The 8,393-nt window shown below is 67.4% G+C and carries 10 protein-coding genes; 6 read left to right on the top strand and 4 right to left on the bottom strand.

Features of this window, described 5'->3' with window-relative positions:
* Positions 1-349: 349 nt before the first annotated feature.
* Genes ACWDMM_RS28945 through ACWDMM_RS28935 form a run of 3 tightly spaced genes read left to right on the top strand, consistent with a single transcriptional unit; the run spans position 350 to position 1,877 of the window.
* Positions 350-1,216, top strand: coding sequence for a T3SS effector HopA1 family protein (locus ACWDMM_RS28945; protein WP_449940455.1), 867 nt, complete (start codon positions 350-352; stop codon positions 1,214-1,216).
* Positions 1,213-1,479: a hypothetical protein gene (locus ACWDMM_RS28940; RefSeq protein WP_195078079.1), complete on the top strand. Its 267-nt coding sequence runs from the start codon at positions 1,213-1,215 to the stop codon at positions 1,477-1,479. The genes ACWDMM_RS28945 and ACWDMM_RS28940 overlap by 4 nt, the downstream gene beginning before the upstream one ends.
* Positions 1,479-1,877 (top strand): YbaB/EbfC family nucleoid-associated protein, encoded by a 399-nt coding sequence (locus ACWDMM_RS28935; RefSeq protein ID WP_195078078.1) that lies wholly within the window; start codon positions 1,479-1,481, stop codon positions 1,875-1,877. Before ACWDMM_RS28940 ends, ACWDMM_RS28935 begins: the two co-directional genes overlap by 1 nt.
* Positions 1,878-1,913: 36 nt before the next feature.
* On the opposite strand, the gene ACWDMM_RS28930 is transcribed toward ACWDMM_RS28935, so the two are convergent.
* Positions 1,914-2,831: an AraC family transcriptional regulator gene (locus tag ACWDMM_RS28930; RefSeq protein WP_357209287.1), complete on the bottom strand. Its 918-nt coding sequence runs from the start codon at positions 2,829-2,831 to the stop codon at positions 1,914-1,916.
* Positions 2,832-2,927: 96 nt separating this feature from the next.
* Here ACWDMM_RS28930 and ACWDMM_RS28925 point away from each other — a divergent pair, with 96 nt between their 5' ends.
* Positions 2,928-3,989 (top strand): NAD(P)H-binding protein, encoded by a 1,062-nt coding sequence (locus ACWDMM_RS28925; protein ID WP_449940452.1) that lies wholly within the window; start codon positions 2,928-2,930, stop codon positions 3,987-3,989.
* Positions 3,990-4,020: 31 nt separating this feature from the next.
* Positions 4,021-4,431 carry a cupin domain-containing protein gene (locus ACWDMM_RS28920; RefSeq protein WP_449940449.1) on the top strand — a complete coding sequence of 137 codons (411 nt, stop codon included), beginning with the start codon at positions 4,021-4,023 and terminating at the stop codon, positions 4,429-4,431.
* A 6-nt stretch (positions 4,432-4,437) separates the two neighbouring features.
* On the opposite strand, the gene ACWDMM_RS28915 is transcribed toward ACWDMM_RS28920, so the two are convergent.
* From ACWDMM_RS28915 to ACWDMM_RS28905, 3 genes are all read right to left on the bottom strand, one after another.
* Entirely contained in the window at positions 4,438-5,256 is an 819-nt protein-coding gene (locus ACWDMM_RS28915) for an MBL fold metallo-hydrolase (protein WP_195078074.1), read from the bottom strand.
* 170 nt (positions 5,257-5,426) lie between these two features.
* Complete coding sequence (locus ACWDMM_RS28910) at positions 5,427-5,759, bottom strand: hypothetical protein (RefSeq protein ID WP_195078073.1); 333 nt, start codon at positions 5,757-5,759, stop codon at positions 5,427-5,429.
* Positions 5,759-7,030, bottom strand: coding sequence for a Rieske 2Fe-2S domain-containing protein (locus ACWDMM_RS28905; protein WP_323124583.1), 1,272 nt, complete (start codon positions 7,028-7,030; stop codon positions 5,759-5,761). The genes ACWDMM_RS28910 and ACWDMM_RS28905 overlap by 1 nt, the downstream gene beginning before the upstream one ends.
* Before the next feature lie 198 nt (positions 7,031-7,228).
* Here ACWDMM_RS28905 and hsaA point away from each other — a divergent pair, with 198 nt between their 5' ends.
* On the top strand, positions 7,229-8,392 hold the full coding sequence (hsaA, locus tag ACWDMM_RS28900; RefSeq protein WP_039794786.1) for a 3-hydroxy-9,10-secoandrosta-1,3,5(10)-triene-9,17-dione monooxygenase oxygenase subunit: 1,164 nt from the start codon (positions 7,229-7,231) through the stop codon (positions 8,390-8,392).
* The last annotated feature ends 1 nt before the right edge of the window (position 8,393 follow it).

Raw genomic sequence — 8,393 nt, 5'->3', positions numbered from 1 at the left:
CCACGAACCCGAACCCACCACACCCAAGCCCGACGAACCCGAACCCACCACACCCAAGCCCGACGAACCCGAACCCACCACACCCAAGCCCGACGAACCCGAACCCACCACACCCAAGCCCGACGAAGAGACACCACCCCCGCAGCATCCGGACCGCGACGAGGACGCGGCTGACCCGGATGCGTCGCGGGAAGCCGACGAGACCTCACCCCCGGGAGAACAGCACGGCACGTCCCCGTACGCATGGCATCCGGATGCGGCGGCACTCGATCGTGCCGTAGCGGAGTTCCCCTCGGTATTCGACGAGCCACGCACACTCGCCGAACTGCGGGAGCGCCTGAGCCATGACATGTCGTTCGACGATGTGATGGCGGTGCGCGATTTCTCCTACCAGCAGCACGGGTTGGAAGCGCCGGATCTGTCGCTCGAGAATCTCAACGGATTCCTGGAACGGATCTGGAACAACGGAGACCGGATAACCAGCGAATGGGGCGTGTACAGCGAGTACGGCGCGGCTACCGAGACGAATCTGGTCACGGATCCACGCGGCTATGTCATGCAACTCGCGGATATACTCGCCGCCCGAGGACCGGAATCGCGTATAGCCTTGGTCCAAGGGCGAGGGGCCAGAATTCTCGACGCCTCGAACGCGCCGGAGATCGATACCGGATCGATCAGTTTCGTCCATTACCACCGAGCGAATGCGGTCTCGGACGTCGGCTATCGTGTGTATGTGAACGCACGCGCTGACGCGGTGCCCGACCTGATGCGTGGTGTGGTCCACGAAATCGTGGACAGCCCCGATCGATTCCCCGGTATCTACAGCGCGAAAGTCGTCGGCCCCCATTCGGTTCGGTCGGACGCGATGGTGATCTATACGAAGGATCTTGCCGATGCCCATCGGGTTGTCGACTGGCTTCGCGAGTATCAGGCGCGGCAACCCGATGCGTTCCTATGGGACGCTCCCGCGATGACACACCAAGTTATGGAGGGCGTCGGTATCGGCGCCGAACCACGGGCCGCCAATTCCAGTTTCGGCTCCGAACGGTCCCAGGCCATCTACCAGGCGCTGCAATCCACCCGGAGCGAGAACGGCGATTTCGCGATGTTCCGAGAACGAGCACTCGCGGCACTCGCCGAAAAGGGTGTCGATCCCGAACATCCTCATCTCAACCAACCGGACGAGCACCCTGATCAACCGCGGAGGTCGACATGAACAACCACGACAAGATCGCGGCGGCGCGCGATGCGGTGACCAAATTCCTGACCGGCGAGATCAATCCGGATGACAACCCGCACTGGTTCGACGACGACATACTCCTCTTCGCCGTCGATCGTCTCGACCAGCAGGACTCGGAATGGCTGCTCGCTCAGCTCGCGAATCGTGATTTCCCACGCGATCTGCGCGCGTGGATCATTCCGATGATGCGCAAGCACGGCGCCGAAGCCCAGGCATTGCTCGACGCGAACGGCCAGTGATGGACGAGCGGTACGAGCAGCAACTCACGGAACTGGCCGCTATTCGAGAACAAGTGCACGACGTGCGCGGCGAGGCACGTTCTCCCGACGGATACGTGACGGTGGCGGTGGATTTCACCGGCGCGGTCACCGAGGTGCGATTGGATCCGGCCGCGCTGCGCACTCCGTCCGAACGTCTCGCCGCGATCGTGACCGAAACAGCGCGGGCCGCAGCGCGTCTCGCACATCACCAAGTGACCGAGACGATCACCCCGATCAGCGACATCGTGGGCAGCATGCCCGAACTCGCCGAACTGTTACCGGGCGCTCCGAGCCTGCGCGAGCCGGCCGCCGACGTGGCTTCGGATGTCGAGTACCTCCCCGACGACGAGTACGAAGACGAGTACTACGACACCTGACGCCGGTGCCGACAAGGCGGTTCCGAACCCGGGCCCTCAAACCGCCACCACAGGCGCGTTGTCGGCCGCACGGCGGTATCCGCCTGGCGCAAGCCCGTATTCGCGTTTGAACGCCTTCGCGAAGGCGAACTCCGAGGTGTAGCCGACGCGGCGGGCCACGGCGGCAAGACTGCTGTCGGTGTCGCGCAGCAGGCGGGCGGCGGTCAGCATGCGCCAGCGGGTCACATAGGCCAGCGGCGGCTCGCCGACCGTCGCGAGAAAGCGGCGGGCGAGGGTCGCGCGGGAAACGCCCGCGATGTCACCGAGATCGGCGACGGTCCAGGCGCGCGCGGGTTTCTCGTGCACCGCGCGTAGCACCGCCGCCACGGCGGGATCGGCGAAGGCGCCGGCCCAGCCGGAGGAACGCAGGTCGGCCTGCTCGTCGAACCAGGCGCGCAGGATGAACAGCAGCAGCGTCTCGAGGATCGCGGGCACGGCCGCGTCGCTCCCCTGCCGCGGCTCGGCGATCTCCGCGGCCAGCAGATCGACCGCGCCGCGCAGCGCGGGATGACGCCCCGGACGCGCGGGCAGATGGATGAACTCGGGCAGCTCGTCGAGGATCGGATGGGTGCGACCGCGGCCGAGTTCGTAAGCGCCACAGAGCAAGGCGGTCCGGACGCCGGGCCCCACGATCTCCCTCGGCTCACCGGGCAACGCGGTCTCGGTGACGGGAGTGTCCAAGCTGTCGACCAGGTCGTGGTCGGCGCCTCGCGGCATGAACAACACGTCCCCCACGCCGAGCGCCATGGGTTCGCCGTCCGGCGGCACCACCCAGCAAGAGCCCTGCAACACCACATGGAAACCCGCCCCCGGCACCACGGGATACCGCCGGCCCCACGGGGCGTGCCGGATGAACAGGCCGGAGGCGGGACTGCCGGTGCGGATCGCCGCGATGGCCTCGCTGAGAATGTCCACTCATTCACCATAACACTCTGGATATGAGCGTTTGGGACAAAAAATCGAGCCTTACAGGCATTGGTTTAGTCGTATGAGAGCAATATGTTTCTTCCCATGACATCAACCGAACGCCCTGCGACCATCGCCGTCTACGGCGCGACCGGACACACCGGCGGCTACCTGCTCGCCGAACTGCGCCGTCGCGGCCTCACCCCGATCCTGGTGGGGCGCAATGCCGAGCGCATCCGCGCCGCCGCCGACGCGGCGGCCATGCCCGGCGCCGACATACGAGTAGCAGACCTGCCCGACCGCGCGGCCCTCGTCCGAGCGTTCACCGGCGCCGACGTGGTGATCAGCAGCTTGCCCGCCTACGTCCAGCACGGCTCTGCGGTGCTCGACGCGGCCATCGACGCGGCCATCGACGCGGGCGCGCACTACACAGACATGTCCGGCGAGCAACTATTCCTGAAGCGCGTTCTCGACGAGTACGGAACGCGCGCTGCGGCGGCGGGCGTCACCGTGGTTTCCGGCGTGACCGACAACAATCTCCCCGGAGATCTGCTCGCCCATCTCATCACCCGCCGGGTGCCCGGCCCCGCCGAGGTGGTGCTCAGCCACCTCAGCAAGAGCGGCGGAAACGGTTCCAAAGGCAGCGCCAAGACGGTGTTCGCCAGTCTGGACTGGTTCCGCGGCGGCGGCTGGCACTACGCCGACGGCGAATTGCGCACCGGCGCGGCGGCACGTCACCAGAAGATGACCTTCCCCGGTGACATCGAGCCGACCACTGTCGCGAAATTCCCGCAGCCCCCGGTTCTCACCATCCCCCGGCACTCGGATGTCTCCTACGTCGAAGGCGTCCTCGCCACCTCGATCCTCGACACGCTCAGCGGGTTCACCGCCGAACTCATCGACGCACTGCCCGACGCGCCCGGCGCCGACCTGCGCTACGACCTCGTCGTCGACGCGTTCGGCGCGGACGGACGCCGGGTCCGCGGCGTGCTCAGCGGCGTGGACTCCTACCGCGATTCGGCATTGATGGCGGTGGAGACGGCCGTCCGCTTGGCCGAGGGCGCTACGGCTCCGGGAGCGCTCGCGCCGGCCGAGGCGTTCGATCCCGCCGATTTCCTGGATGCGCTGGCGCCGTTCGGAATCACCTGGCGGATCGAGGAGAGCTGAGCGGCAGGGCAGGATCGGGCATAGTCGAACGATGACCGACAACCGACCGCCGCTCGCCGTCGCACTCGATCTCGCGCCGCATCCCGAAGGCGGCTGGTACCGCCAGACCTGGCGCAGCCCGGCGGAATTCACGCCGGAGGGCTACCCCGGCCCGCGCGCCGCCGCCACGGCGATCTATTTCCTGCTGCTGCCGGGCGAGCGGTCCGCCCCGCACACGGTGCGCTCCGACGAGCTGTGGCTCTGGCACCGCGGCGGGCCGCTGGCGCTGGACATCGGCGGCGAGCAGGTGATCCTCGGCCCCGACCTGGAGCACGGCCAGGTGCTCCAAGCGGTGGTGCCGGGTGGGGTCAGCCAATCGGCGCGACCTGCCGGCGCGGAATACGTGCTGGTCAGCTGCATCGTCGCGCCGGGATTCGACTTCGCGGACTTCCGGTTGGACTGACCTGGATCAGCGCACCGGCACGGCGGCGAATCGCTCGAGTTCGTGCGGATCGTGGGCACAGAACATTCGCACCCGGTCGCCGTGGTCGTTGTGCAGCGTGCGCAGCCGTTCCAGGTTCTCCACCCGCTCGCGGCCGAGCGTGCTCGCGAGCACCTCGAACACGCCCAGGCCGACGGGCGGACGCGCCTTGCCCACCTCCAGCTGCCGGTGGTGGAAATAGGCGTCGCCGCAGTGCAGCAACCATCCGTCGCTCTGCCGGACCGCGACGCCGCTGTGCCCGCGCGTGTGGCCGACCAGCGGGATCAGCATGATGTCCTCGAGCACCGGGACGGCGGTGAATCCGAACCAGGTGTCCGCGCCGGTCTCGTGGGCCAGCCAGCGAGGTCCGTGCTCCCACTGACGCGGCTGGTAGCGCAGTTTCTCCCCGAGGGTCGGGCGCTGGGTCGCCGCGTCGAGTTCGTCGGCGAAGACGTGCACGGTGGCGTCGGGGAAGTCCGACAGCCCGCCGGCGTGATCGAGATCGAGATGGGTGAGCACGATGTGCCGGACATCCTCGCGCCGATAGCCGAGCCCGCGGATCTGGTGCAGCGCGGTGAGTTCCGGGCGCAACCGGGGCCGCAGCAATCGCCCGGTGCCGAAACCCAGCCTGCTTCGATCGAGCACGTCGGCCATGCCGAAGCCCGTGTCGACCAGCACCAGCCCGTCATCGGACTCGACGAGCAGGCAGTGGCCGACCAGCCCGCCGGTCAGCAGCCCACCGCTGCCGAGCAGCGCTCGCCCGCCGACCGGGCACATGGTCGCGCAGTCCAGATGCCGCACCAGCATCGCGGAAACTCCCTCCTACGGCGCCGAATCGGACTCGATCCGTTTCGGCACGAAGGTCTCTTTTGTTCCCGTCAACGTAGTCGGAGCGCGACTCGGCCGCGACAGCGCGGTCACCACCGCGGTGATCGGCGGGCGAATCGATCACCGCCCGCCGTCGCCGAACGGCCGGTTCACTCCGGAATCTCGAGCACGCCCTCGTCCACGGCCCAGGCGATGGTGCGTTCGAGATCCGGACACGAGTCGGGGCGACCCGGCCCGTGGCCGGTCTCGCTCAGTTTCGCGAAGACCGGGCAGTGCTCGGCCGGATTCCCGGTCCACTGCACCGACGTCTGGTGGGTGCTGCTCTTGCGCACCAGCACGTGGCTCTGGCAGGCCCGGCACCGCAGTGGCGTCAGGCCGTCCTCCAGATACCGCTGTTTGTCGGCCACCGTCTGGGCGCGCACTTCGGCTCGCCGAGCGGGCTGATCGGCGAAATCGGGTGCCTTCGCCCAGGTGGCCGCCATCAGACGCTCGCCTCGGCTTCCTCGGACTCGCGCTTGCGCCGCAGGTTCTCGGCGACCTCGGCCTCCCACGCCTCGTTCGCCTTGGTGGTGTCCACCTCGAACTCGAAGCGCTGGGTCATCTTCTCGGTGACGTCGGCCAGGTCGACGTAGAACTGCTCGTACCAGCGACGCAGCTGGTAGACCGGCCCGTCCTCCTCGCACAGCAGCGGGTTCTCGACCTTGGACTTGTGCTTCCAGATCTCGACGTCCTGCAGGAAGCCGACGCTGATGCCCTCGGTCATCTTCTCCGCCAGCTTGGTCGCCATCTCGCCCTCGACGCCCTTCGGCTTCTCCAGCGTGATGCCCCATTGCAGGACGAAGGAGTCCTGGGTGACCGGGTAGTGGCAGTTGATCAGGACGCTTTTGACCTCGTAACCGCTGTAGATGTTGATCAGCGGGTTGATCATGTACGAGGGGCCGAAGTACGAGGCCTCCGACTTCAGCAGCGTGTCACCGCCGTACTTGGAGGCCATGCCGATGTCCGGCCTGCCCTTGGTCTCCAGGAACTGGGTGGCGATGTGGCCCTCGAAGACGTTCTTGAAGTACGTCGGGAAGGCGAAATGGATGTAGAAGAAGTGGGCCATGTCCACCACGTTGTCGATGATCTCGCGGCAGTTGGCGCCCTCGATCAGCATCGAGTTCCAGGTCCATTCGGTCCACCCGCTGTCGAGTTGCTCGCTCGGGTTGCCGTCGGCGTCGGTGTAAGGGCCCTTGATGTGCGGGATCGTGACCTCGGGCGGCGGCTGGCTGCCCTCGTGGTCGTGCCAGACGAACAGCTGGCCGTTGCGCTCCAGCGTGGTCCACTTCCTCGTGCGCGCCAGCGGCGGCACCCGCCGCGCGTACGGAATCGCGGTGCACTTGCCGTTGGTCCCCGACCAGCGCCAGTCGTGGAACGGGCAGGCGATGTCGTCGCCCTTGACCTCGCCCATGCTCAGGTCGCCGCCCATGTGCCTGCAGTAGGCGTCGAGCACCCGCAGTTCACCGTTGCTGTCGGCCCAGACGACGAGCTTGGTGCCGAAGACGTTCACCGCGTGCGGCTTGCCGTCCCGGAACGTCTTGGCCAGACCCAGGCAATGCCATCCCCGCGCATAGCGGGTCGGTGCGGTGCCGACATCCAGCTCCCGGACCTTCGCGCCGCTCCGCGTCGTTTGAGCCGCCTCCCGGGGCCCTCCTTGGTGACGCACGCTGCCGCCTCCGGGCCCGTCGCTCGGCGGCGGTGGGGTAACTGCCATCGCGTTTCCTCCTCCATCTGTACTAGAACACGTTACAAAACTGGCGTCCTCGACGCCAGCGATTCACCTCACTTCCTGCATGAGCGCATGTCCGACGAGGGGTGAACACCGGTTCTCGACAGAAATAGGAACCTGTTCTAGTCTCAGAGACAAATGAGATTCCCGACATCAACCGACCAGGCAGGAGCAGGTCCCGAGATGACGCAAGAAGTGACCGAACGGGTCGAAGCGCTGTTGCCGACGTTGCGCGAACGCGCACAGGAGGCCGAGGACCTGCGGCGCATCCCCGACGAAAGCATGAAGGCGTTGCAGGAGACCGGCTTCTTCCGGTTGCTCCAGCCCAAGCAGTGGGGCGGTCACGCCGCCGATCCGGTGGTCTTCTACGACACCGTGCGCAAGATCGCCAGCGCGTGCGGCTCCACCGGCTGGGTGGCGGGCATTGTCGGCGTGCACAATTGGCACCTCGCGCTGTTCGCGCAGCAGGCGCAGGAGGACGTCTGGGGCGAGGACACCGAAGTGCGGATCTCCTCCTCCTACGCGCCCATGGGCGCGGGCACGGTGGTCGACGGCGGCTACCTCGTCAACGGCGCGTGGGCCTGGTCGTCGGGCTGCGATCACGCCACCTGGGCGGTGCTCGGCGGCCCGGTGATCAAGGACGGCAAGCCGGTGGACTTCGGCAGCTTCCTCATCCCCCGCGACGACTACCGCATCGACGACGTGTGGAACGTGGTCGGCCTGCGCGGCACCGGCTCCAACACCGTCGTGGTGAAGGACGTCTTCGTGCCCTCGCACCGGTTCCTCAGCTTCCGTGCCATGAGCGAACTGAAATCGCCCGGTCTGGAGCAGAATACCGATCCGGTCTACAAGATGCCTTGGGGCACAATCCATCCCACCACGATCTCCACGCCGATCGTCGGCATGGCCTACGGCGCGTACGCGGCGCATGTCGAGCACCAGGGCAAGCGGGTGCGCGCGGCCTACGCCGGCGAGAAGGCCAAGGAGGATCCGTTCGCCAAAGTGCGCATCGCGGAGGCCGCCAGCGACATCGACGCCGCGTGGCGGCAGCTTTCTGGCAACGTGGCCGACGAGTACGCGCTGCTGGCTGCGGGCAAGGAGATCCCGTTCGACCTGCGCGTGCGGGCCCGGCGCGACCAGGTGCGCGCCACCGGTCGCTCGATCGCGGCGATCGACAAGCTGTTCGAGAGCTCCGGCGCCACCGCGCTGGCCAACGGCACGCCGCTGCAACGCTTCTGGCGCGACGCGCACGCGGGCCGGGTGCACGCGGCCAACGATCCCGAGCGCGCGTACCTGATGTACGGCACGCACGAGTTCGGCCTGCCCGTCACCGACGGCATGGTCTAGG

This window comes from Nocardia sp. NPDC003726 (assembly GCF_053586955.1).
The sequence above is the reverse complement of the archived record's forward strand: the minus strand, read 5'-3'. Positions and strand labels throughout refer to the sequence as shown.